Here is a 21,704-nt window from a genome sequence, read left to right on the forward strand (position 1 = left end):
CACAGGAAGCGGGCGGGTGCGGACATGCCTCCCATCCTAGGGCCGGCCCCCCGCGCCCTCCCACCCCCGCCCCCGGACCCGGGGCCCGGCGAACTCGTGTCCCGGCGGGTATTGCCGAGTCGCCCGAAACGCGTCTAACATCCCGAGCATCAGTTCGTCGAAACGATTCGACGAAACGATTCGACAACGCAGCGCAAGCACCGCAAGGGAGCGGCGATGGCCACCATCAAGGATGTCGCGGAACGGGCCGGGGTGGCGCCCAGCACCGTGAGTTACGTCCTCAGCGGCTCCCGGAAGATCTCCGAGGAGACCCGGCGCGCCGTGCAGGCGGCCATCGAGGAGCTCGGCTACCACCCGCGCGCCAGCGCCCGCACGCTGCGCAGCGCGCGAAGCGAGGTACTGGTCCTCGCGGTGCCCAGGGATCCGGGCAAGTACCGGGCGATGGACGGCAGGTTCGCCATCGACATCAGCGACGCCGCCCGCGCCCACGGCTACGACGTGCTGCTGATGACCGAGCCGGACGGCGTGGCGGGGCTGCGCCGGGTGGCGAGCAGCGGCCTGGCCGACGCCGCGATCCTGATGGCCGTCCGCGAGGAGGACCCGCGCATCGCCGCGCTGCGCGCGCTGAACTTCCCCACCGCCCTCCTCGGCCACGGCAACGACCGGGACGAGGCCGAGCTGCCGTGGGTCGACCTGGACTGGGAGGCGGCGGTCACCCTCGCGCTGCGCGAGGCCGTCGCCGCGGGCCACGAGCGGATCGTGTTCTGGGCCTCGGCCGACCACGAGATCGCCGCCAGGCGCGGCTACGCCATGCACGGCCTCAAGGGCGCCGGGGCCGCCGCCGCCGAGACCGGCGCCGACATCCGGGTGCACCACTCCTCGGGCGACCCGGACGACCTGCTCAAGCGGCTGCGCCGGGTGCTCAGCGCCCGGCCGCGGCCCACCGCGCTGGTGGTGCAGCACCTGATCCTGCTGCCGCTGCTCCTCGACGAGGTGGCCTCGCTCGGCCTCAGGGTGCCGGACGACCTCGCCGTGGTGCTCGTCGGCAGCCTGCCCGACGAGCCGGCGCTGCGCGCCCTGCCGCGCATCGACCTGCCGGTCGGCCAGATGGCCGAGGCGGTGTCCCAGCTCGCCGTCGAGGCGATCACCCCGCCGCCGCCCACCCGGGTCCCCCACCCGGTCCCCCACGAACTGATCCCGCCGCGGATGGCCCAGGGCCCCCGTGTGGCCCCGCCCGCCGCCCGCACCCCGTACTCGCCCGCCTGAGCCGCCGAAACGGAGACCAGAAGACGCCATGCCCTCTCCCACCGGGCGCATAGCCAAGCCCGCCACCGCGCTGGCCCTGGCCGGGGCCGTGCTCGGTTTCGGGCTGACCGGATGCGCCGCACAGCCCGACCCCGACACGGTCACCGTCCTGAACTCGGCCACGGACACCGCCGAGCACGAGGCCAACCAGGACTTCTTCGACCGCTGCGCCGAGCCGCTCGGCCTGAAGGTGGAGCAGATCAGCGTGCCCGCCGACCAGGTCTCCTCGAAGGCCCTGCGGATGGCCTCCTCCGACTCGCTGACCGACATCCTGGAGCTCGACGGCTCCGAGCTGCCCCAGTTCGCCGAGACCGACGGGCTGCGCCCGCTGGACGAGGCCGGGGTGGACACCTCGGCGATGTCCGACAGCGGCAACGCCCTCGGCTCCTTCGACGGCACCCAGTACGGGGTGGCCCGTTCGGTCAACTCCCTGGCGCTCATCTACAACACGCAGCTGCTCGCCGACGCGGGCCTCCAGCCGCCGACCACCTGGGAGGAGCTGAAGGAGGACGCCGCCGCGCTCACCCAGGGCGACACCTACGGCATGGCGTTCAGCGCCAGCCCCAACGCGGACGGTGTCTACCAGTTCCTGCCGTTCTTCTGGACCGCGGGCGGCGACGAGGCGCACCTGGACGACGGCGCCGGGGCGCCCGCGCTCGAACTGTGGAAGGACCTGGTGGACGAGGGCTCGGCCTCGCGCTCGGTCGTCAACTGGAACCAGCAGGACGTCAACGACCAGTTCCTCTCGGGCCGGGCCGCGATGATGGTCAACGGGCCCTGGCAGGTGCCGGTGCTCAGCGCGCAGGACGACGTGGACTGGGCGGTGGCCAGCATCCCGGTGCCGCAGGCGGGCGACGACCCGGTGCCGCCGATCGGCGGCACGGTCATGACGATCCCGAAGAACGAGGACCACCCCGAGCGGGAGAGCAACGCCGCGAAGATCCTCAACTGCCTCAACTCCGAGGAGAACCAGCTCGCCTGGGGCGAGCGGGTCAACAACGTGCCCACCCGGGCGGACGCGGCGCAGGCCTACCGGGAGGAGAACCCGGAGCTCGCCGCCTTCGCCGACCTGGTCCTCACGGCCCGCTCGCGGACCGGCGAGGTCGGCACGGGCTGGCCGAAGGTGGAGACGGCGCTGGCCGGGGCGTTCCAGTCGGTGCTCACCGGCAGGTCGGACCCCGAGGCGGCGCTGGAGCGGGCTCAGCAGCAGGCGACGGCGGGAGAGTGAGGACCCGATGACCACCAGCACCCTTCCGGCGCGGCCCGAGGCCCCCGCGCGCGCCCCCAGGCCGCGCGGAGCGGGGCGCCGCAGGTTCCACCAGTGGCTCTTCGTGCTGCCCGCCCTGGTCTACCTGCTCGTCTTCTTCGGCTACCCCCTGGTCCGCAACGTCCTGATGAGCTTCCAGGAGTACACGCCGCGGACCTACTTCACCGGCGAGGCCCCGTTCAACGGCCTGGACAACTGGCACCGGGTCTTCGAGAACGACCTGTTCGGCGACGCCCTGTGGCAGACGATCCTGTTCACGGTCGGCTCGCTCGTGGGGCAGTTCACCATCGGGCTGGCCCTGGCGGTCTTCTTCTCCCGCCGCTTCCACCTGTCGGGCGTGATCCGCGCGGTGCTGCTGCTGCCCTGGCTGGTGCCGATGGTGGTGTCCGCGGTCGTCTGGCGGCGGATCATGGACGAGGACCACGGCGTCCTCAACAGCTTCCTGGAGACGCTGCACCTGTCGGGCGACGGCGTGCCGTGGCTGAGCAGCCCGAGCGTGGCGCTGCTCTCGGCGATCCTGGTGAACATCTGGATCGGCGTGCCCTTCAACATGGTGATCCTCTACGGCGGCCTGCAGGAGATCCCGCGCGACCTGTACGAGGCGGCGGCCCTGGACGGGGCGAGCCCGTGGCGGACGTTCCGCAGCGTGACCCTGCCGATGCTGCGGCCGGTGGTGACCGTGGTGCTCGTGCTCGGCTTCATGTCGACGATCAAGATCCTCGACCTGATCCTGGCGCTGACCGGCGGCGGCCCCGCCGACTCGACGCAGACCCTGGGCACGCTCACCTACCAGCTGTCCTTCCTCCAGCTCGACTTCGGCCAGGGCGCCGTGGTCGGCAACGTCCTCATCCTCATCAGCGCCGTCTTCGCGGTGCTCTACCTGCGCGTCAACCGCGCCGACCTCGGCAACGGAGGTACCCGATGAACAGGACCCGGACCTCCGGGGCGCGCCGCGCGTGGAACACCGTGGCCGCGCTGCTGATCCTGGCCGTGATGCTGTTCCCGGTGTACTGGATGCTCAGCACCGCGCTCCAGCCGCACTCCAGCATCGCCAACGTGGACGTCGTGCCCACCTCGCCCAGCCTGGACAACTTCCGCAAGGCGCTGGACACCCAGGGCGGCTCCCTGGTGACCAGCCTGCTGGTCTCGCTCGGCGCGGTCGTGGTGGCGCTGGCGCTGGCCGCCCCCGCCGCGTACGGGCTCGCCCAGTTCCGGCTGCGCGGCAGCCGCCCCATCGTGTTCGGCACGCTGATCACGCAGATGGTGCCCGGGATCGTGGTGGCCAACGCCCTCTACAGCGCCTACGCCGACCTGCACCTGGTCAACTCCTACCTGGGGCTGATCCTGGCGGACGCCTCGCTGGGGCTGCCGTTCTCGGTGGTGCTGCTGCGGGCCTTCATGGTGTCCATCCCCGGCGAGGTGGTGGAGGCGGCGATGGTGGACGGCGCCAACCGCTTCACCGCCTTCGTCAGGATCGTGCTGCCCATGAGCAGGAACGCCCTGATCACCGCGGGCCTGTTCACCTTCCTGTTCGCCTGGGCCGACTTCATCTTCGCGCTGACGCTGAACACCACCGACGACGTGCGGCCCGTGACGCTGGGCATCTACGAGTTCATCGGGGCGCACGTCAGCGACTGGGGCGCCGTGATGGCCACCGCTGTCCTCTCGGCGGTGCCTGCGGCGATACTGCTGGTCGTAGCCCAGAGGTACATCGCCGCCGGGATCGCCGGCGGCTCGATCAAGTGAGACCAGCACCAGCGACGAGAGTCTGCCACCGCATATGACTGCCACCGAGCCCGTTTCCGGGCCCACCACGGGCCGCGCGCCCGCCTCCGTGCCCGCCTCCTCCCCGGCCGCCTCCCCCTCGGCCGCGGGTCCTGACCCGGCCGGCCCCGGCGCCGCGCCCGACCCGGGGAGCACCTCCCTGCCCCGGTTCCCCGCCGGCTTCTTCTTCGGCGCGGCCACCGCCAGTTACCAGATCGAGGGCGCCCACGACGAGGGGGGACGCGGCCCCTCGATCTGGGACACCTACTGCCGCGAGCCCGGCCGCGTCGCCGAGGGCGCCACCGGCGACGTCGCCTGCGACCACTACCACCGCTACCGGGAGGACGTGGCGCTGCTCGCCGACCTCGGCGTGGACAGCTACCGCTTCTCGATCGCCTGGCCGCGCATCCAGCCCACCGGGACGGGCAAGGCCAACCCGGAGGGCCTGGACTTCTACGACCGGCTGGTGGACGAATTGCTCTCCCGGGGCGTCGACCCCGCCGCCACCCTCTACCACTGGGACCTGCCGCAGGCCCTGGAGGACCGCGGCGGCTGGCGGGTGCGGGAGACCGCCGAGCGCTTCGCCGAGTACAGCGCGCTCGTCGTGGACCGGCTCGGCGACCGGGTCACCCGCTGGATGACCCTCAACGAGCCGTTCTGCGCGGCCTTCGTCGGCTACGCCGTCGGCCGGCACGCGCCGGGCGCGCGGGAGGGCAGGGGCGCGCTGGCCGCCGCCCACCACCTGCTGGTCGCGCACGGGCTCGCCGTGCGGGCGCTGCGCGCCGGCGGGGCCCGCGAGATCGGCATCGCGCTCAACCCCGACCGGCTGCTGCCCGCCTCGGACTCCCCCGCCGACCTGGCCGCGGTCCGGCGCGCCGAGACCCTGCACAACGCGGTGTGGCTCGACCCGCTGTTCGCCGGGCGCTACCCGCGCCACGAGGCGGAGACCTGGGGCGAACTCGCCGACGGCTCCTGGCGTGCGGAGGGCGACCTGGAGCTGATCGGGGCGCCCCTGGACTGGGTCGGCGTCAACTACTACCGGCCCATCACCATCGCCGACGCCCCCTACCGGAACGCCGACCCGGCCACCCGCACCGCCGTGGACATCCGCGCGGAGGAGAGCTGGCGCGGCGACGTCAGGCACACCGCCATGGGCTGGCCCGTGGTGCCGCACACCCTCACCGACCTGCTCGTCGACCTGAAGGCCCGCTACCCGGAGCTGCCCCCGGTGGTCATCACCGAGAACGGCTCCGCGGAGGAGGACGTTCTCGCCGCGGACGGGCAGGTGCACGACGCCGACCGCGTCGCCTACCTCCGCGACCATCTGCACGCGCTGGCCGACGCCATCGAGGCGGGCGTCGACGTCCGCGGCTACTACGTGTGGTCGCTGATGGACAACTTCGAGTGGGCCTTCGGCTACGACAAGCGCTTCGGCATCGTCCGCGTCGACTACGACACGCTCGAACGCCTCCCCAAGGACAGCTATCGCTGGTACCGGGACCTGATCAAGCACCACAAGCAGGAGACACAGTGAAGTTCACCGACGGCTACTGGCTGCTGCGGGAGGGCGTCAAGGCGTCCTTCGCCGCCCAGGTAGACGACGCCAGGGTCGAGGACGACCGGCTCACCCTCTACGCCCCGGTGCGCCGGGTGGAGAGCCGGGGCCACACCCTCAACAGCCCGCTGCTGACGGTGGAGTGCTTCTCGCCTGCCGAGGGCGTCATCGGCGTCCGCGCCACGCACCTCGCCGGGGAGGCCGACCGCGGCCCGCACTTCCCGGTGCACGCCGACCCGGGGCACCGCGCGAAGACCCGCACCGAGGGCTCGGTCGTGGAGCTTTCCGCGGGTTCGCTGAGCCTGCGGGTGGACACCGCGGCCCCCTGGCGCCTCGACTTCACCGCCGGGGAGCGGACGCTGACCTCGGTGGGCAGGCGCGGCACCGGCTTCGCCACCACCCCCGAGGGGGAGCACCACTCGCTGGCCCAGCTGTCGCTCGGGGTGGGCGAGTTGGTCTACGGGCTCGGGGAGCGGTTCACGCCCTTCACCAAGAACGGCCAGAGCGTGGACATCTGGCAGGCGGACGGCGGCACCGCGAGCGAGCAGGCGTACAAGAACGTCCCCTTCTACCTGACCAACCGCGGCTACGGCGTGTTCGTCAACCACCCGGGCAAGGTCTCCTACGAGATCGGCTCGGAGGCGGTGGGGCAGGTCCAGTTCAGCGTCGAGGGCCAGTCGCTTGAGTACCTGGTGATCCACGGCCCGACGCCCAAGGAGATCCTCGACCGCTACACCGCGCTGACCGGGCGCCCCGCCCTGCCGCCGGCCTGGTCCTTCGGGCTGTGGCTGTCCACCTCCTTCACCACGGACTACGACGAGGAGACCGTCGCCGGGTTCGTGCGCGGCATGGCCGCACGCGACATCCCGCTGAGCGTCTTCCACTTCGACTGCTTCTGGATGCGCGAGTACCAGTGGTGTGACTTCACCTGGGACCCGGACGTCTTCCCCGACCCGGAGGGCATGCTGCGGCGCCTGCGGGAGGACCACGGCCTGCGGGTCTCGCTGTGGATCAACCCCTACATCGGCCAGAAGTCCCCGCTGTTCGCCGAGGCCAGGCACCACGGCTACCTGGTGCGCAAGGCCAACGGCGACGTGTGGCAGTGGGACATGTGGCAGGCGGGCATGGCCCTGGTGGACTTCACCAACCCCGACGCCCGCGCCTGGTACGCCGCGAAGCTGCGGGCCCTGGTCGACCAGGGCGTGGACTGCTTCAAGACGGACTTCGGCGAGCGGGTGCCCACCGACGTGGTCTGGCACGACGGCTCCGACCCCGAGCGGATGCACAACTACTACACCCGCCTGTACAACGAGACGGTCTTCGAGGTCCTCACCCAGGCCCGCGGCGTCGGCCAGGCCACCCTGTTCGCCCGCTCGGCCACCGCCGGCGGGCAGCAGTACCCCGTCCACTGGGGCGGCGACTGCGAGTCCACCTTCGGCGCCATGGCCGAGTCCCTGCGCGGCGGCCTGTCCCTCGGCCTGTCGGGCTTCGGCTTCTGGAGCCACGACATCGGCGGCTTCGAGGGCACCCCGACGCCCGCGGTGTTCAAGCGGTGGGTCCAGTTCGGCCTGCTGTCCTCGCACAGCAGGCTGCACGGCAGCGGCTCCTACCGGGTGCCGTGGAACTACGACGAGGAGGCCGTCGCCGTCACCCGCGACTTCACCCGCCTCAAGCACCGCCTGATGCCCTACCTGTTCCGGGCCGCCCAGCAGGCCGGGGAGTCCGGCTCGCCGGTGATGCGGGCGATGCTGCTGGAGTTCCCCGACGACCCGGCCTGCCACACCCTGGACCGGCAGTACATGCTCGGCGAGGACCTCCTGGTCGCGCCGGTCTTCACCGAGGACGGCACCGTCGAGTACTACGTTCCCGAGGGCACCTGGACGCACCTGCTGACCGGCGAGCAGGTCCGGGGTCCCGGCTGGCGGCGCGAGCGGTTCGGCTTCGACAGCCTGCCGCTGCTGGCGCGCCCCGGCTCGGTCCTCCCCTTCGGCGCGGACGAGGAGCGGCCTGAGTACGCCTGGGCCCGGGACGTCACCCTGCGCGTCCACGCCCTGGCCGATGGCGCCGAGGTGATCACGCGGGTGCCCGCGCCCGAGGGCGGCACCGCGGCGACCTTCCGCACCCGCAGGACGGGGAGCGAGATCACCGTCACCGCGGAGAACGCCCCCGGCCCCTGGCACGTCGTCCTGGCCGGCCCCGAGGGCTACGCGGAGCCGGTCACGGCCCCGCAGGGCGCCACGGAGCTGACCCTGTCCCTTCCCTGAGCGGGGGTCCGGCCGCCCACCCGGCGGCCGGCCCTGCCCCGCCGCCCCCGGCCCCGCCCCCACGGACCGCCGGGGGCGGCCCCGCGTCAGGGCCGACCCCGGCCCGCGGGCGGGCTCGGCACACGTGGGTTGCTCGCGCGCAGCGCTGTCACGCCGTGCCAAAAAAGTGGGGAGTCCCGGGGAATACGCCCGCGCGCCGCGGGGTAGGACGGGAGTGAACCTGGCACGGGGTGCCGCTCAGGGAGGGGTGGGCCTCGCCGTTTCCGCTCGGGCGCCCGGTCCCCCTGGGGGGCCGCGAAGCCGCCGGTGAGGCGGGGCGAGGCCGGGAAAAGTCATGGCCTGCGGCCCGCACGGTACTCCTTTCACTGTAGGGAGAGCACCCGTTTTGTCCCCGGGCCACGGGGAACTCGTGGTTGCCGAGGTGATTACTGATGCCCGAGGCAGGCAGCATGCAGTCCGAGGCCCGCGCCACCGACCCGCAGGAGGCCACCGAGCGGTGGGGAATGCCGATGCGCGGCCGGTGGGCCGTACCGGAGGGCCCGCACCCCGACGAACAACGGCCGGAGACGGACTGAACGGGTCGAAGGTGACAGCGACATGACCGGGAAGACGCGGAAGAACGGGGGGAAGAACGGGGCGAGGACCCAGGGCGGCTCCGCGGCGCGGCAGCGGAAGGCCGGCGGCGCCGGCGGCGCAGCCGGTACGAAGCAGACGACGCAGACGAAGCAGCAGCGCACCGCCCAGGCGCTGCTCGACCGCTGCGGGCAGACGTACGCCCGGCAGGCCGGCATCCGGCTGCGCGACACGCCCGCGCCGCTCTACCAGTTGCTCGTGCTGGCCCACCTGCTCTCGGCGCGCATCCGCGCCGAGGTGGCGGTGGACGCGGCCAGGGCGCTGTTCGACGCCGGGATGCGCGATCCGCGCCGGATGGCGGAGGCCAGCTGGCAGCAGCGGGTGGACGCGCTGGGCGTGGGCCACTACCGGCGCTACGACGAGCGGACGGCCACCCAGCTCGGGGACGAGGCCGGCCTGCTCCTCGACCGCTTCGGCGGCGACCTGCGCAGGATGCGCGAGGACGGGAAGCTCGGCAGCAGGCTGCGTGAGCTGCCGGGCATCGGCCCGATGGGCGTGGACATCTTCCTGCGCGAGGCGCAGGCCGTCTGGCCGGAGTACGCGCCCTACATCGACCGCAAGGCGCAGGACGGCGCCGCGCGCGTGGGCCTGCCGCGTTCGCCCAAGGCGCTGGCCGGCCTGGTCGCCGACGAGGACGTGCCGCGGCTGACGGCGGGCCTGGTGCGGGTGGCGCTGGACAGGTCGCTGGCCGAGGAGGTCCGCGCGGGCGCCTGAGCCCGCACGCGCGGGGGCGCGGCCCGCGCCGCATCCGGGGCGGAACCGGCCAGGCGCCGCCGCCCCCAAGCGGGCGAACGCGACCGGATCGCGCGTTTGCCCCGGCCCGGCCGCGGGGACTCGCCCGGATAATCCCCCACGACCCCCACCGGCGTTCAGAGCCGCGCGCTCTCGAACTCAGTCGAACAGATCCTGGAGGCCGAACCATGGCCGATATCGAAGCCCTGGAGCTCGAAGCGCTGTGGGACGAGTTCCACAACGCCGTGAACATGACGTCCCAGGAGCTCGCCGCGTGGCTGCGCACGAGCAGCGCGGGCGAGGACACCGAGGTGCCCCCGGAGGACGCGGGCGACGAGCAAGGGCGCGGCGTCCTCGCGATCCTGCGCAAGCGGCAGATGGACCTCACCGACGCCGACATCAGCCTGATGTACGAGGTGGTGGACACGGTGCGCACGGAGCGCGAGGCCGGCCCCAGGGCCTCGATGCCGGAGCCCGACTGGCGCTACCGGCTGATGACCCTGGGGCACGACCCGCTGCGCTCAGCGAGCTGACAGCCGGTACACCCGCTCCGCGGTCCCGCCGAACACCGCCTCCCGCTCGGCCGGGCCCAGCCCGGCGGTGAGTTCGCGGGCGGTGGCCAGGACCCGCTCCCAGGAGGCGGCCAGGCGGCACACCGGCCAGTCGGAGCCGAACATCAGCCGCTCCGGGCCGAACGCCTCGATCGCCGTCTGCGCGTACGGCCTCAGGTCGGCCACCCGCCAGCGCCGCCAGTCGGCCTCGGTGACCATCCCGGACAGCTTGCAGACCGTGTTGGGCAGGGCCGCGAGGCGGCGCAGGTCGGCCGCCCAGTCCCGGATCTCCCCGGAGGCGATCGGCGGCTTGCCCAGGTGGTCCAGGACGAAGGTGAGCCCCGGGTACCTGGCGGCCGCCTCGACGGCGGCCGGAAGCTGGTGCGGCAGGATCACCAGGTCGTAGGCGAGCCCGGCGGCGGCCACGGCCGCAAGGCCGCGGGCCACGTCGGGCCGCAGCAGCCACCGCGGGTCGGGCTCCTGCTGCACCTGGTGCCTGATGCCGACGAGGTACCTCCCGCCGGGGCGTTCGCGCAGGGCGGCCAGCGCGTCGGTCACCCCCGGGTCGGTGAGGTCGAGCCAGCCGACCACCCCGGCGATCAGCCGGCCCTCGGCGCTGTCGGCCAGGGCCAGCAGCTCGGGCGTCTCCCCCGGCACGGTGACGGTCTGCACCACCACCGTCGCGGTCAGCTCGCCCGTCCCCGGCTCGGCGGCGAGGTCGGCAGGCGAGAAGTCGCGCCGCAGCGGGGCCATGGCCTCCCCGGTGATCCAGTCCTGGTCGCGGACGGAGAGGTCCCACAGGTGGTGGTGGGCGTCGATCAGTCTCACGGCCGCTCCTCCCCCGGCACCGGGGCCTCGGCGGGCAGCAGGCCCTCGGCGCGCAGTTCCTCCCACAGGGCGGCCGGCACCGGGTGGCGGAACATCCGCAGCGCGTCCTCGGCCTCGGCCGCCGACCTGACCCCGACCAGGACGGTCGCGACGGCCTCGTGGCCGTAGGGAAAGGCCAGCGCGGCGGCCCGCAGCGGAACCCCGTGCCGGGCGGCGACCTCCTTGATCCGCAGGGCCTTCGCCACCATCGGCGCCGGGGCGGGCCCGTAGTTGTAGGTGCCGCCAGGGCGCGGGTCGGCGAGCAGCCCCGCGTTGTAGACCCCGCCGACGATGACGCTCCTGCCCCGCGCGGCGGCGGCGGGCAGCAGCTCGGCCAGCCCGTCCTGGTCGAGCAGGGAGTAGTGCCCGGCGAGCAGGACGGCGTCCACGTCGGTGTCGCGGACGAAGCGGGTGAGCATCGCGGCCTGGTTCATGCCCGCGCCGATCGCCCCGACGGTGCCCTCGGCGCGCATCCGCTCCAGCTCCGGGTACGCCTCGCGGAACGCCTGCTCCTCGTGGTCGTCCGGGTCGTGGATGAGCACGAGGTCGACGCGGTCCAGGCCGAGGCGCTCCAGGCTCTCCTCCAGGCTCCGGCGCACCCCGGCGGCGCTGAAGTCCCACTCCCTGCGGTGGGTGGCGGGCAGCCCGGGGAAGCCCTCGGCCGCGTCGTCGCCTTCGAGCGCCGCGCCCTCGTTGGGTATCAGCAGGCGGCCGACCTTGGTGGAGAGGGTGTACTCCGCGCGCGGCTTGTCCGCCAGCGCCGCGCCGAGGCGCCGCTCGCCGAGGCCGATGCCGTAGTGCGGGGCGGTGTCGAAGCAGCGCACCCCCAGCTGCCAGGCCCGCTCGACGGCCGCCCTGGCGTCCTCCTCGCGCACCGGGGCGCCGTACCCGGCCAGGGGCGCGCCGCCCAGCGCGAGCTCGCTGACCTCGACCCCGCTGCCGCCCAGCTCCCGGTGCCGCAGCTGCCTGCCTACTGCCGTCATGAACTTGTCGCCTCCCGAGTTCTCGGTGCCGCGTTCACGTGCTCGCCGGGCCAGGGCCCCGGCCCGGTACCGCCGCCGGGTGCCGCCCCGGCCCCGGCCGTTACGCGGGGCCGGCCTGGGCGGCCAGGTCGGCCGCCCAGAACTCGCCGCCCGGATAGGCGAACTCGGCGAGCGTCCTGGGCAGCATCGCCGCGGAGAAGCCGGGCGCGACCGGCGCCGCGTAGCGGCCGCCCTCGATCCGCACCGGGTCCGCGAAGTGCTCGTGCAGGTGGTCCACGTACTCGATGACCCGGTTCTCCGTGGTGCCGCTGAGCGCGACGAAGTCGAACATGGCCAGGTGCTGGACCAGTTCGCACAGCCCCACTCCCCCGGCGTGCGGGCAGACCGGGACGCCGAACTTCGCGGCGAGCAGGAGCACGGCCAGGTTCTCGTTCACGCCGCCGACGCGGGCCGCGTCGATCTGCGCGATGTCGATCGCCCCGCTCTGCAGGAGCTGCTTGAAGACGATCCGGTTCTGCGCGTGCTCCCCGGTGGCGACCCGCACCGGGGCGACCCCGCGGCGGATGGCGGCGTGGCCGAGGACGTCGTCCGGGCTGGTGGGCTCCTCGATCCAGTACGGGTCGAACTCGGCGAGCGCCCGCACCCAGTCGATGGCCTGGCCGACGTCCCAGCGCTGGTTGGCGTCGATGGCGATCCTGATGTCGGGGCCGACGGCGGCCCTGGCCGCGCGCAGGCGCCTGATGTCGTCCTCCAGGTCGGCGCCCACCTTGAGCTTGATCTGGGTGAAGCCGGCCGCCACCGCCTCCGTGGCCAGGCGGGTCAGCTTGCCGTCGGAGTACCCGAGCCAGCCGGGCGAGGTGGTGTAGGCCGGGTAGCCGCGCTCCCGCAGCTCGGCCGCCCGCACCGCGGCGCCCTCCCGGCCGCGGCGCAGCAGGCCCAGGGCCTCCTCGGGGGTCAGCGCGTCGGTCAGGTACCTGAAGTCGACCTGGGAGACCAGCCACTCCGGGTCGGCCTCGGCGAGGAACTGCCACAGCGGCTTGCCTGCGTGCCGCGCCGCCAGGTCCCAGGCGGCGTTGACCACCGCCCCGATGGCCATGTGCATCACGCCCTTCTCGGGGCCGAGCCAGCGCAGCTGGCTGTCCCCGACCAGGGCCCGGGACAGCCCGCCCGGGTCGGCGCACAGCTCGTCCACGTGCCGCCCCACGACGTAGGGCGCGAGCGCCCTGATCGCCGCGACCTGGACGTCGTTGCCCCGGCCGATGGTGAACGCGAAGCCGTGGCCCGCCAGCTCGGAGCCGGAGCTGGTGCGCAGCACCACGTAGGCGGCCGAGTAGTCGGGGTCCGGGTTCATCGCGTCCGAGCCGTCGAGCTCTCGTGAGGTGGGGAACCTGATGTCGTGGGCGTCGATCGCGGTGATCCTGGGCGAACTTGCGGACATCGCTGGCCTCTCGCGCGGGGTGAGTGCGGCTCTGGGAACACTAGAGCCGCACTTCATCCCACACAAGTAAACGATCTCGCCCGGCTCGTCTTCTTCGGCCGGCGGGCCGTCAGCCGCCGCGGCGCGCCCCGAGGGTGGCCCCGGGCGTGCCGCCGGCCTCCCCCGGCCCGCGCGTCCCGCCGCCTGAGGGGCGCGCCGCGACCGTCTGCCACCAGGGGTCGAGGGGCAGCCCCAGGTCCGGTTCGAAGGACTCGCCGGGGCGCGGCACGGCCACGGTCACCCCCGCGTTCCTCGCCTCGCCCACCGTCCGTTCCGCGGGCTCGTCCCACGGGTGCAGCGCCAGGTTGAACGTGCCCCAGTGGATCGGCAGCAGCACGCCGTGCGGGGTGCCGCCGGAGAGGTCGACGTGGGCCCGCACGCCCTCCTCCGGGGTCATGTGGATGTCCGGCCAGTAGGCCTCGCTGTAGGCCCCTATCTGCATCATCGTGGCGTCGAAGGGGCCCAGGCGGCTGCCTATCTCGGCGAAGCCGGGGAAGTACCCGGTGTCGCCGCTGTGGAAGATCCGGTGCCCCGGGCCCGCCACGGCCCAGGAGGCCCACAGCGTGCGGCCCAGGTTGCGCAGGCCGCGGCCGCAGAAGTGCTGGCCCGGGGTGGCGGTGAGGGTCAGCCCGCCCACGCGCGTCGTCTCGTACCAGTCGAGCTCCCTGATCCGGCCGGCCGGGACGCCCCAGTGCTCCAGGTGTGCCCCGACGCCGAGCGGGACGGCGAAGACGGCGTCGGAGGCGATCAGGGCGCGGACGGTGGGCATGTCGAGGTGGTCGTAGTGGTCGTGCGAGATGACGACCGCGTCGTAGGGGCCGAGCGCGGCGAGCGGGGCGGGGGCCGGGTGCAGCCGCTTGGGGCCGGCGAAGGCGAACGGCGAGCAGCGCTCGCCCCAGACCGGGTCGAAGAGCACCCGGTGCCCGTCGATCTCGGCGAGCACCGTGGCGTGGCCGAGCCAGGTCAGCCGCAGCCCGGAGGCGGGTGGCTCGGCCGCGGCGGCGGCCGGGGGCCGGACGATCGGCAGCGCCCGGGCGGGCTTGCGGCGCACCCGGTCGGCCCGGCGCAGCGCGTCGCGGATCATGGGCACGATCTGGCGGGGGCTGCCCGCGGCGCCGACGGGCAGCTCGTTGCGGAAGGCACCGTCGCGGAACTGCGGCGAGCGCCGCACGCGCGCCAGCCGCTCCCCGGTGGGCTCGGCGCCGAAGGAGGCCGGCCGCAGCCGCGACAGCAGGGAGGGCCGCCGGGCGCGGACCCCGGCGGCCGGGGCGGCCGGGCGCGCGGCCGGGGCGGGCGGGGCGGTGGGGGTGCCCGAGGGGGGCGCGGCGGCGGGCGCGTCGGCGAGCGCCGCCGCGGGCGCCGGGCCCGGCCCGGGAGCGGAGGCCGGCACGGGGGCCGCGGCGGGCAGCCCGGAGGACTCGGAGGCGGGCTCGGGAGCGGGCCCCGCGGAAGGCGCCGCGGCGGGCGGGCCCGAGGGCGCGGACTGCTGCCCGGGGGGCGTGGACGGCTGCTGCTCGGACGACTGCTCGGACGACTGCTCGGACGACGTGGACGAGGACGGCTCGGACACGTGAACCTCCCAGAACGCGGATGTCGCCACTGTAATTCATCGGAGTGACAGCCCCTCACTGTCAGCGAGCCGTCCCAGCGTGCGGGGGGTGGCCGCGGTAGGGGCGTCCCGCCGCGTTTGGGAAAACGCATCCGCGGGCCGGATAGTTGCCTCATGTCTTACTCCACCGTCGTCGTCATGGGCGTCTCGGCCGTGGGCAAGAGCACCGTCGCCCGGGAGCTCGCCCAGCGCCTCGGGGTGCCCTTCGCCGAGGCCGACGACTTCCACTCCGAGGCCAACATCGCGAAGATGTCCGCCGGCATCCCCCTGACCGACGCGGACCGTACGCCCTGGCTGGCGGCGATCGGCGGGTGGCTGCGCGAGCGGGAGGCGGAGGGCTCGGGCGGGGTGGTGACCTGCTCGGCCCTGAAGCGCACCTACCGGGACGTGCTGCGCGAGGCGGCGCCTGGGGTCTTCTTCCTGCACCTGACCGGGAGCAGGGAACTGCTTCAGGAGCGGATCGCCGCCCGCCAAGGGCACTTCATGCCGCCGGGGCTGCTGCGTTCGCAGCTGGAGACGCTGGAGCCGCTCGGCGCGGACGAGTTCGGCACGGCCATGGACGTGGGGGCGGCGCCTGCGGAGCTGGTGGGTGAGGCACTGGAGCGGCTGTCCCGCGCCTGAGGGAGCGCGGCGCCACCCGCGCCCGGGGCCGGGCGCGGGTGGCGGCGGCGTCAGTCCTTGCCGAAGGCCGCGTCGAAGGAGGCGGTCGGCGGCGGGTAGTCGTAGGCGCGCAGGCGGGCGAGGGCCTCGGGGGCGCCGGCCAGGCGGTCCATTCCCGCGTCCTCCCACTCCACGGAGATCGGCCCGTCGTAGCCGATGGCGCGCAGCATGCGGAAGACGTCCTCCCAGGCCACGTCCCCGTGGCCGGCGGAGACGAAGTCCCAGCCGCGCCGCGGGTCGCCCCAGGGCAGGTGGGAGCCGAGGCGGCCGTTGCGGCCGTCCAGCCTGCGCCTGGCCTCCTTGCAGTCCACGTGGTAGATCCGGTCCCGGTAGTCGTAGAGGAAGCCGACCGGGTCGAGGTCCTGCCACACGAAGTGGCTCGGGTCGAAGTTCAGGCCGAAGGCGGGCCGGTTCCCGACCGCGTCGAGGGCGCGTTTGGTCGTCCAGTAGTCATAGGCGATCTCGCTGGGGTGCACCTCGTGCGCGAAGCGGACGCCCTCGGCGTCGAACACGTCGAGGATGGGGTTCCAGCGCTCGGCAAAGTCCTCGTAGCCGCGGTCGATCATGCCGGGCGGCACCGGCGGGAACATCGCCACCAAGTGCCAGATCGAGGAGCCCGTGAAGCCGACGACGGTCTGCACGCCGAAGGCCGCCGCGGCCCGCGCGGTGTCGGCGATCTCCTTGGCGGCCCTGGTGCGCACGCCCTCGGGCTCGCCGTCCCCCCAGATCCTGGCGGGCAGGATGCCCTGGTGGCGCTCGTCGATGGGGTGGTCGCAGACGGCCTGCCCGACGAGGTGGTTGGAGATGGCCCAGCACTTCAGGCCGTACTTCTCCAGCAGGGCCCGGCGCCCGGCCACGTAGCCGGGCTCGGCCAGCGCGCGGTCCACCTCGAAGTGGTCCCCCCAGCAGGCGAGTTCGAGGCCGTCGTAGCCGAAGTCGCGGGCCAGCCTGCAGACCTCCTCCAGGGGGAGGTCCGCCCACTGGCCGGTGAACAGGGTGAAGTTGCGTGGCATGGCGTTCATTCTCCTTGCTCGTCCCGCGCGGGAAGCGGTACCGGGGTGAAGACGGAGTCGTTGCGCGCGCTCTCCTCGACGGCGGCCAGGACGCGCTGTACCTGGAGTCCCTCGGCGAATCCGGGCGCCGGCCGGCCGCCCTCCGCGATGGCCCGCACCAGGTCCCTGGCCTGGTGCGTGAAGGTGTGCTCGTAGCCCAGGCCGTGCCCCGGCGGCCACCAGCCCTCCAGGTAGGGGTGGTCGGGCTCGGTGACCAGGATGCGGCGGAACCCGGCCTCGGCCGCGGGCAGCGTGTGGTCGTGGAACTCCAGCTCGTTGAGCCGCTCCAGGTCGAAGGAGAGGGAGCCCTCGGCGCCGTTGACCTCGATCGTCAGCGCGTTCTTGCGGCCGGCCGCCAGGCGGCTCACCTCGAAGGAGGCCAGCGCGCCCGAGGCCAGGCGGCCGGTGAACAGCGCCGCGTCGTCCACCGTGACCTCGCCGGTGCGCTCCGGGTCCCCGGGCAGCGGGCGCCGCCTGATGAACGTCTCGACCTGCGCCGAGACCCCGGTGATCGGCTCGCCGGTGAGGTACTGGGCGAGGTCGACGACGTGCGCGCCGAGGTCGCCGAGGGCGCCGGAGCCCGCCTTCTCCTTGCGCATCCGCCACACCAGGGGCCCGGCCGGGTCGGTGCCCCAGTCCTGGAGGTAGGTGGCGCGGAGGTGCCGCAGGCTGCCGAGCCTGCCCTCGGCGATCAGCCGCCTGGCGTGGGCGAGGGCGGGGACGCGGCGGTAGTTGAAGCCGACCATGGCGACCTGGCCGCGGTCCCGGGCGGCGCGGGCCGCCTCGACCATGGCCTGGGCCTCCGCCTCGTTGTTGGCCAGCGGTTTCTCGCACAGCACGTGCTTGCCCGCCTCGAGCGCCGCGATGGCGATCTCGGCGTGGCTGTCGCCCGGCGTGCAGATGTCGACGAGTTGCACGTCCTCCCGGGCGATCAGGGCGCGCCAGTCGGTCTCGGCCGCCGCCCAGCCCAGGCGCCCGGCGGCGGCCGCGACCGCCTCCGGATCGCGGCCGCAGACGGCGGCCATCACGGGGGTGAGCGGCAGGTCGAAGGCGCGGGCGACGGTGCGCCAGCCCTGGGAGTGGGCGGCGCCCATGAAGGCGTAGCCGACCATGCCGACGCCGAGAGTGGGTGCGGTGGTGGAATGCGGCATCTGGTTCCCTGTCAGTCGAAGTTCCCTGTCAGTTGAAGCCGGTCGGCAGATACTGCTCGACGTTGTCCCTCGTGACCACGGCGGAATAGAGGGTGATGGAGGTGGGGATCTCCAGCTCGGCGAGGCCGCTGATCCCCTTGGACTGGCCGAGGGCCCGGGCGAGGTCGATGGCGGAGGCGGCCATCGTCGGGGGGTAGAGGACGGTGGCCTTCACGACGCTGTCGTCGGCCTGGATGGCCTCCATGACGTGCCGCGAGCCGGCGCCGCCCACCATGAAGAACTCGTCCCGGCCGGCCTGTTCGATGGCGCGTTCGGCGCCGACTCCCTGGTCGTCGTCGTGGTTCCACAGGGCGTGGAAGCTGGGGACGGCCTGGAGCAGCCCCGACATCACCTCCTGACCCGACTCGACGGTGAACTCGGCGGCCTGGCGGGCCACCTTCTCGATGTTCGGGTAGTTGGCGAGTGCGTCGTCGAAGCCCTGGGTGCGCTGCCGGGTCAGTTCGAGGTTGTCCAGGCCGGCGAGCTCGACGACCTTGGCGTTCTCCACGTCCTTCAGCCGCTCGCCGATGAAGTGGCCCGCGTTCAGGCCCATGCCGTAGTTGTCGCCGCCGACCCAGCACCGGTAGGCCTGGGCGGTGTCGAAGATCCGGTCGAGGTTGACGACCGGTATGCCGGCTTCCATGGCGGTCAGCGCCACCTGGGTCAGGGCCCGGCCGTCCGCGGGCAGTACTACGAGCACGTCGACCTCACTGTTGATGAGGGTTTCGATCTGCCCGATCTGCTGAGCGGTGTCGTTGGAGCCCTCGGTCGTCTTCAGCGTAACGTCCTCGTACTCCTCGGCCCTGCGGTGGGCGTTCTCGTTGATGGCGTTGAGCCAGCCGTGGTCGGCCTGGGGGCCGGCGAAGCCGATGGTGACCGGGCGCCCCGGGCTGTCGTCGGCGACGGCCGCCTGGCTCTGGCCCTCCCGCTCGTCGTCGCCGGAGGAGGAGCTGTTGCTGGTGCAACCGGTCAGGAGCGCCCCGGCCGAGGCGGCTGCCGTGCCGAAGAGGAGGTTCCTGCGGGTGGGTCTCGGTGCCGCGGGTGTGGGACTCATGACCGACCTTTCCGAAAAGGGGATGGGGTAGGGGTGGTGGGGTGTGCGTACGGGGATGCATGGGAGGCGGCGCCGGGTGGCGAACGCCGGGAAGGCCGGGGGCCGCGGGGCGCGGCCGGGCCGGGGCGCTCAGGGGGCGGCGAGGTGGGTGCGGCGCTGGAGCAGCACGGCGGCCACGATGATGGCGCCCTGGGCAATCTGCTGTACTTCCGTTTGCAAATTGTTGAGCGCGAACAGATTGGTGATGGTGGTGAACACCAGGACGCCGAGCACGGAGCCGACGATGGTGCCGCGCCCGCCGCTGAGGACGGTGCCGCCGATGATCGCCGCGGCGATCGCATTGAGCTCGTAGAGGTTGCCGTTGGTGTTCTGTCCCGACCCGCTGAGGACGACGAGCATGAAGGCGGCGATGCCGCAGCAGAGCCCGGAGAGGGCGTACAGCATCAGCCGCTGGCGCCGCACCGGGATACCGGCCAGCCGCGCGGCCTCCGGGTTGCCGCCGATGGCGACGGTGCGGCGGCCGAACGTGGTGCGGTTGAGCAGCACCCACCCGGCGGCGGTGACCGCGGCGAAGAAGAGGACCAGCGGCGGCACGCCCAGCACGTACGAGTCGTGGTCGCCCAGGGTGAGCACCGAGTCCACGGTGACGATCTGGGTGCGGCCGTCGGTGATCTGCAGGGCGAAGCCGCGGGCCGAGGCCAGCATCGCCAGGGTGGCGACGAAGGGCACGATCGGGCCGTACGCGATCAGCAGGCCGTTGACCAGGCCGCAGCCGAGGCCCACGGCGAGGGCGCAGAAGACCATCCCCGCCATCCCGTACTCCTGGGTGGCCACCGTGGTGCACCAGACCGAGGCCAGGGCGACGATCGCGCCGACCGAGAGGTCGATGCCGCCGCCGATGATGACGAAGGTCATGCCGACGGTGACCACGCCGATCACGGAGGCCTGGACGAGGATCAGCTGCAGGTTGCTCGTGCTGAGGAACTGGTCGGGGGCGGTGACGGCGCCGATGACGGCCAGGACGGCGAGCACCCCGAGGAGCGAGAGGCTGTGTATCCCGGCCGGGCCGCCGAGCGCGGCGCGCGCCCCCGGGCCGAGGGCGCGGGCGCGCCCCGGCGGCTCGGCCGGTGCGGGCCCGGCCTGCCGGGCGGATGCGGGTTCCGAGGTGGCGCCCTGGGTCATGCCGGGCTCCCTTCCATGACGAGGTCGAGGACGCGGTGTTCGTTGAGCTCCCGGGCGTCGGCGGCGTGCACCACCCGCCCCTCCCGCAGCACGAGCACCCGGTCGGCCAGGCCGAGGACCTCGGGTATCTCGCTGGAGACCAGCAGGACCGCCACGCCCTCGGCGGCCAGCCGCCTGACCAGGGCGTAGAGCTCGGCCCTGGCGCCGACGTCCACGCCGCGGGTGGGCTCGTCGAGCAGCAGGACCCGGCAGCCGCGCAGCAGCCAGCGGGCGAGCACGGCCTTCTGCTGGTTGCCGCCGGAGAGGGTGCGGACGGGGGCGTCCGGGTTGTCGGGGCGCAGGGAGAGCTCGCGGGCGCGGGCCCGCGCGGCGGCGCGCTCCGCGGAGCGGTCGAGCCAGCCGCCCCTGGCGAAGCGGCCGAGGGAGGCGACGGAGACGTTGCGGGCGACCGAGTCGAGCAGGAACAGGCCCTGCGCCTTGCGCTCCTCGGGGGCGAGGCCGAGTCCGGCGCGGACGGCGGCGGCGACGTTCCCCGGCCGCAGCGGGCGGCCGTCGACCAGCACCCGGCCCGCCGTGGGGCGGCGGGCGCCGTAGATCGTCTCCAGGATCTCCGAGCGGCCCGAGCCGACGAGGCCGGCCAGGCCCACGATCTCGCCGGGCCGCAGGGTGAGGTCGAGGGGCTCGAACTCGCCGCGGCGGGCGAGCCCTTCGACGCGCAGCACCGGATCGGCCGCCGGGCCGGCCGCGGGGCCCGGCGCGGCCGGCCGCTCGGGGAAGGCGGCGTCGGCCTCCCGGCCGGTCATCAGGGCGACGATCTCGCGGGTGGGCGTCGCGCCGGCGGGCAGGCCGCGGGCGACGGCGCGGCCGTCCTTGAGGACGGTGACGCGGTCGCCGATGCGGCGGATCTCCTCCAGGCGGTGGGAGATGTAGACCACGGCGACGCCCTCCGCGGTCAGGCCCTCGATGATCCGGAAGAGGTTGGCCACCTCGTCGGGGTCGAGCACGGCGGACGGCTCGTCCATCACGATCAGCCGGACCTCGTGCGAGAGGGCCCTGGCCATGCTGACGATCTGCCGCCCGGCGGCCGGGAGCGTGCCGACCAGGCGGTCCGGCGCGATCTCCGGGTGGCCGAGGCGGGCGAGCAGCCGGGCGGTGGCGGCCGTGGCGGCGCCCCGGCGCAGGAAGCCCGCGGTCGAGGTCTCGTGCCCGAGGTGGACGTTCTCGGCGACCGAGAGCCCCTCGACCAGGTCGAGTTCCTGGTAGATGGTGGCGATGCCGAGGCGGGTGGCGGCGCTCGGCGAGCCGAGGCGCACCGGCTCGCCGAGCCACCTGATCTCTCCCCCGTCGGGCCGGTGGGCGCCGGAGACCACCTTGATGAGGGTGGACTTGCCGGCGCCGTTCTGCCCGAGCAGGCAGTGCACCTCGCCGGGCAGTACGTCGAGGTCGACGCCGTCCAGGGCGCGGACCCCGGGGAAGGACTTGGTGATCTGGGACAGGGTCAGGATCGGCGGTGACGCGCCTGCCATGGGTTGCCTCCTGGGGGTGGGCCGCCCCGTCCG

Annotated in this window: 19 protein-coding genes; 10 read left to right on the forward strand and 9 right to left on the reverse strand. The window is 73.7% G+C overall.

From position 1 onward, the window contains the following. The first annotated feature begins 216 nt into the window (after positions 1-216). The 9 genes from D7294_RS16330 (at position 217) to D7294_RS16365 (ending at position 10,053) form a co-directional block, all read left to right on the forward strand. Complete coding sequence (locus D7294_RS16330; protein WP_120680297.1) at positions 217-1,266, forward strand: LacI family DNA-binding transcriptional regulator; 1,050 nt, start codon at positions 217-219, stop codon at positions 1,264-1,266. A gap of 28 nt (positions 1,267-1,294) precedes the next feature. After that, entirely contained in the window at positions 1,295-2,533 is a 1,239-nt protein-coding gene (locus tag D7294_RS16335; protein WP_120680299.1) for a sugar ABC transporter substrate-binding protein, read from the forward strand. A gap of 7 nt (positions 2,534-2,540) precedes the next feature. Beyond that, positions 2,541-3,497 carry a carbohydrate ABC transporter permease gene (locus D7294_RS16340; RefSeq protein WP_120680301.1) on the forward strand — a complete coding sequence of 319 codons (957 nt, stop codon included), beginning with the start codon at positions 2,541-2,543 and terminating at the stop codon, positions 3,495-3,497. Beyond that, the gene (locus D7294_RS16345) at positions 3,494-4,318 is read left to right on the forward strand and encodes a carbohydrate ABC transporter permease (RefSeq protein ID WP_120680303.1); all 825 of its coding nucleotides are present in this window, start codon (positions 3,494-3,496) and stop codon (positions 4,316-4,318) included. The genes D7294_RS16340 and D7294_RS16345 overlap by 4 nt, the downstream gene beginning before the upstream one ends. Before the next feature lie 34 nt (positions 4,319-4,352). Next, positions 4,353-5,870: a GH1 family beta-glucosidase gene (locus D7294_RS16350; protein WP_120680305.1), complete on the forward strand. Its 1,518-nt coding sequence runs from the start codon at positions 4,353-4,355 to the stop codon at positions 5,868-5,870. Continuing rightward, entirely contained in the window at positions 5,867-8,155 is a 2,289-nt protein-coding gene (gene yicI, locus D7294_RS16355; protein WP_120680307.1) for an alpha-xylosidase, read from the forward strand. Before D7294_RS16350 ends, yicI begins: the two co-directional genes overlap by 4 nt. Before the next feature lie 431 nt (positions 8,156-8,586). Further along, on the forward strand, positions 8,587-8,730 hold the full coding sequence (locus D7294_RS31955; RefSeq protein ID WP_158674638.1) for a hypothetical protein: 144 nt from the start codon (positions 8,587-8,589) through the stop codon (positions 8,728-8,730). A gap of 22 nt (positions 8,731-8,752) precedes the next feature. Next, positions 8,753-9,502, forward strand: coding sequence for an HhH-GDP family DNA glycosylase (locus D7294_RS16360; RefSeq protein ID WP_241562405.1), 750 nt, complete (start codon positions 8,753-8,755; stop codon positions 9,500-9,502). Between the two features lie 206 nt (positions 9,503-9,708). After that, a complete protein-coding gene (locus D7294_RS16365) occupies positions 9,709-10,053 on the forward strand; it encodes a DUF3140 domain-containing protein (RefSeq protein WP_120680309.1) in 345 nt (114 codons plus the stop codon). On the opposite strand, the gene D7294_RS16370 is transcribed toward D7294_RS16365, so the two are convergent. The 4 genes from D7294_RS16370 to D7294_RS16385 all read right to left on the reverse strand — a co-directional run bounded on the left by D7294_RS16370 (position 10,042) and on the right by D7294_RS16385 (position 14,632). Beyond that, on the reverse strand, positions 10,042-10,899 hold the full coding sequence (locus D7294_RS16370) for an amidohydrolase family protein (RefSeq protein ID WP_241562406.1): 858 nt from the start codon (positions 10,897-10,899) through the stop codon (positions 10,042-10,044). The genes D7294_RS16365 and D7294_RS16370 overlap by 12 nt on opposite strands. Continuing rightward, entirely contained in the window at positions 10,896-11,921 is a 1,026-nt protein-coding gene (locus D7294_RS16375) for an aldo/keto reductase (protein WP_120680311.1), read from the reverse strand. The genes D7294_RS16370 and D7294_RS16375 overlap by 4 nt, the downstream gene beginning before the upstream one ends. A gap of 100 nt (positions 11,922-12,021) precedes the next feature. Next, entirely contained in the window at positions 12,022-13,359 is a 1,338-nt protein-coding gene (locus tag D7294_RS16380) for an L-fuconate dehydratase (RefSeq protein ID WP_120680313.1), read from the reverse strand. Positions 13,360-13,468: 109 nt separating this feature from the next. Beyond that, positions 13,469-14,632 carry an MBL fold metallo-hydrolase gene (locus tag D7294_RS16385; RefSeq protein ID WP_120680427.1) on the reverse strand — a complete coding sequence of 388 codons (1,164 nt, stop codon included), beginning with the start codon at positions 14,630-14,632 and terminating at the stop codon, positions 13,469-13,471. A 489-nt stretch (positions 14,633-15,121) separates the two neighbouring features. Here D7294_RS16385 and D7294_RS16395 point away from each other — a divergent pair, with 489 nt between their 5' ends. Beyond that, entirely contained in the window at positions 15,122-15,628 is a 507-nt protein-coding gene (locus D7294_RS16395; RefSeq protein ID WP_120680317.1) for a gluconokinase, read from the forward strand. 50 nt (positions 15,629-15,678) lie between these two features. Here the strand turns inward: D7294_RS16395 and D7294_RS16400 are convergent, their stop codons facing one another. From D7294_RS16400 to D7294_RS16420, 5 genes are all read right to left on the reverse strand, one after another. Continuing rightward, positions 15,679-16,680, reverse strand: coding sequence for a sugar phosphate isomerase/epimerase family protein (locus D7294_RS16400; protein WP_120680429.1), 1,002 nt, complete (start codon positions 16,678-16,680; stop codon positions 15,679-15,681). Between the two features lie 5 nt (positions 16,681-16,685). Beyond that, a complete protein-coding gene (locus D7294_RS16405) occupies positions 16,686-17,870 on the reverse strand; it encodes a Gfo/Idh/MocA family protein (RefSeq protein WP_120680319.1) in 1,185 nt (394 codons plus the stop codon). Between the two features lie 28 nt (positions 17,871-17,898). Continuing rightward, on the reverse strand, positions 17,899-18,963 hold the full coding sequence (locus tag D7294_RS16410) for a substrate-binding domain-containing protein (RefSeq protein ID WP_120680320.1): 1,065 nt from the start codon (positions 18,961-18,963) through the stop codon (positions 17,899-17,901). 129 nt (positions 18,964-19,092) lie between these two features. Next, positions 19,093-20,145 carry an ABC transporter permease gene (locus D7294_RS16415; protein ID WP_120680322.1) on the reverse strand — a complete coding sequence of 351 codons (1,053 nt, stop codon included), beginning with the start codon at positions 20,143-20,145 and terminating at the stop codon, positions 19,093-19,095. Beyond that, a complete protein-coding gene (locus D7294_RS16420) occupies positions 20,142-21,671 on the reverse strand; it encodes a sugar ABC transporter ATP-binding protein (protein ID WP_120680324.1) in 1,530 nt (509 codons plus the stop codon). Before D7294_RS16420 ends, D7294_RS16415 begins: the two co-directional genes overlap by 4 nt. Positions 21,672-21,704: the final 33 nt, after the last annotated feature.

Origin of the sequence: Streptomyces hoynatensis, from assembly GCF_003626535.1 — a bacterium.
In the GTDB taxonomy this organism is placed as follows: Bacteria; Actinomycetota; Actinomycetes; order Streptomycetales; family Streptomycetaceae; genus Streptomyces; species Streptomyces hoynatensis.

What these genes read in the sequence shown, in the direction of transcription:
- D7294_RS16330 (WP_120680297.1), top strand. Translation starts at nt 217, where the DNA reads ATGGCCACCATCAAGGATGTCGCGGAACGGGCCGGGGTGGCGCCCAGC.
- D7294_RS16335 (WP_120680299.1), top strand. Translation starts at nt 1,295, where the DNA reads ATGCCCTCTCCCACCGGGCGCATAGCCAAGCCCGCCACCGCGCTGGCC.
- D7294_RS16340 (WP_120680301.1), top strand. Translation starts at nt 2,541, where the DNA reads ATGACCACCAGCACCCTTCCGGCGCGGCCCGAGGCCCCCGCGCGCGCC.
- D7294_RS16345 (WP_120680303.1), top strand. Translation starts at nt 3,494, where the DNA reads ATGAACAGGACCCGGACCTCCGGGGCGCGCCGCGCGTGGAACACCGTG.
- D7294_RS16350 (WP_120680305.1), top strand. Translation starts at nt 4,353, where the DNA reads ATGACTGCCACCGAGCCCGTTTCCGGGCCCACCACGGGCCGCGCGCCC.
- D7294_RS31955 (WP_158674638.1), top strand. Translation starts at nt 8,587, where the DNA reads ATGCCCGAGGCAGGCAGCATGCAGTCCGAGGCCCGCGCCACCGACCCG.
- D7294_RS16360 (WP_241562405.1), top strand. Translation starts at nt 8,753, where the DNA reads ATGACCGGGAAGACGCGGAAGAACGGGGGGAAGAACGGGGCGAGGACC.
- D7294_RS16365 (WP_120680309.1), top strand. Translation starts at nt 9,709, where the DNA reads ATGGCCGATATCGAAGCCCTGGAGCTCGAAGCGCTGTGGGACGAGTTC.
- D7294_RS16375 (WP_120680311.1), bottom strand. Translation starts at nt 11,921, where the DNA reads ATGACGGCAGTAGGCAGGCAGCTGCGGCACCGGGAGCTGGGCGGCAGC.
- D7294_RS16380 (WP_120680313.1), bottom strand. Translation starts at nt 13,359, where the DNA reads ATGTCCGCAAGTTCGCCCAGGATCACCGCGATCGACGCCCACGACATC.
- D7294_RS16395 (WP_120680317.1), top strand. Translation starts at nt 15,122, where the DNA reads ATGTCTTACTCCACCGTCGTCGTCATGGGCGTCTCGGCCGTGGGCAAG.
- D7294_RS16400 (WP_120680429.1), bottom strand. Translation starts at nt 16,680, where the DNA reads ATGCCACGCAACTTCACCCTGTTCACCGGCCAGTGGGCGGACCTCCCC.
- D7294_RS16405 (WP_120680319.1), bottom strand. Translation starts at nt 17,870, where the DNA reads ATGCCGCATTCCACCACCGCACCCACTCTCGGCGTCGGCATGGTCGGC.
- D7294_RS16410 (WP_120680320.1), bottom strand. Translation starts at nt 18,963, where the DNA reads ATGAGTCCCACACCCGCGGCACCGAGACCCACCCGCAGGAACCTCCTC.
- D7294_RS16415 (WP_120680322.1), bottom strand. Translation starts at nt 20,145, where the DNA reads ATGACCCAGGGCGCCACCTCGGAACCCGCATCCGCCCGGCAGGCCGGG.
- D7294_RS16420 (WP_120680324.1), bottom strand. Translation starts at nt 21,671, where the DNA reads ATGGCAGGCGCGTCACCGCCGATCCTGACCCTGTCCCAGATCACCAAG.